Raw genomic sequence first — 1,116 nt, forward strand, 5'->3', positions numbered from 1 at the left:
GGGAGAACGATGAGAACGCTGCGGGACACCTTCGACCCGCGCAGCAACAGCTTCGACCTCCTGCGCCTGCTGTTCGCCGCGCTGGTGGCCGTGGCGCACGGGATCGCGATCCGCACCGGGAGCCAGCCGCAGTGGGGCGACTCGACACTCGGGGACTTCGGTCTGGACGGCTTCTTCATCCTCAGCGGGTTCCTGGTCACGCGCAGCTTCCTCAACCTCGGCTCGTTCCCCCGCTACGCGTGGCACCGGTCGCTGCGGATCATGCCGGGGTTCTGGGTGTGCCTGCTCGTCGTGGCGCTCGTGGTGGCCCCGCTGGCCGCGCTTCTGCAGGGCATGCCGGTCAGCACCCCGTTCACCGGCGACCCCTCGGCCCTGCGGTACGTCCTCGGCAACGCCGGGCTGCTGATCCTCCAGTACGACATCGCCGGGATCCTCGCCGACACACCGAACGGCGCCAGCTTCAACGGCTCGCTGTGGACGCTGTTCTTCGAGGCCTTCTGCTACGTGATCGTCGCGGCGCTCGGGATCATCGGCATGCTGCACCGCCGCCCCTGGGTGGTGCCGGCACTCGCCGGGGTGCTCGCCGTGCTCACCGTGCTGCAGGAGGCGGGGCTCCCGGTGTTGCTCAACGAGCGGGTGCTGCGTCTGGTGTTCGTGTTCCTGCTCGGCGCCGCGGCCCACCTCTACGCCCACCGCATCCCGATGCGCGCCTCCCTGGCCGCCGGCGCGCTGGCCGTCTTCCTGGTGAGCGTGGCGCTGTTCGACGACTACCGGGTGCTCGGCGCAGCCCCGCTCGCCTACGCCTTCTTCTGGTTCGGCACCTGCTTCCCCTGGCCGTGGTCGATGCGTGCCGACCTGTCCTACGGCGTGTACATCTACCACTGGCCACTGTTCCAGCTGCTCGTCCTCACCGGCCTCGCCGCCGCGCCCACCGCCGTGTTCGTGCCGCTCGGGCTGCTGCTCACGATCGCCCCCGCGGCAGCGTCGTGGTACCTCGTCGAGAAGCCCGCGCTGGGCCGCAAGCACAGCACCGTCCCGGACCGCATCACCGCCGCCCTGAGCCGCGCGGCGCGGCGGAGGCGGGTCCCCGCCCCGGCCGGCGCCGACGCCGTCACC

At 71.5% G+C, this 1,116-nt stretch carries 1 protein-coding gene; it reads left to right on the forward strand.

Annotation, left to right across the window (positions count from 1 at the left end; genetic code table 11):
- Window positions 1–9: 9 nt before the first annotated feature.
- Window positions 10–1,116: acyltransferase family protein (locus tag KME75_RS41820; RefSeq protein WP_219420561.1), on the forward strand; the 1,107-nt coding region annotated here is incomplete at its 3' end.

The organism is Pseudonocardia nigra (genome assembly GCF_019396355.1).
Taxonomy (GTDB): Bacteria; Actinomycetota; Actinomycetes; order Mycobacteriales; family Pseudonocardiaceae; genus Pseudonocardia; species Pseudonocardia nigra.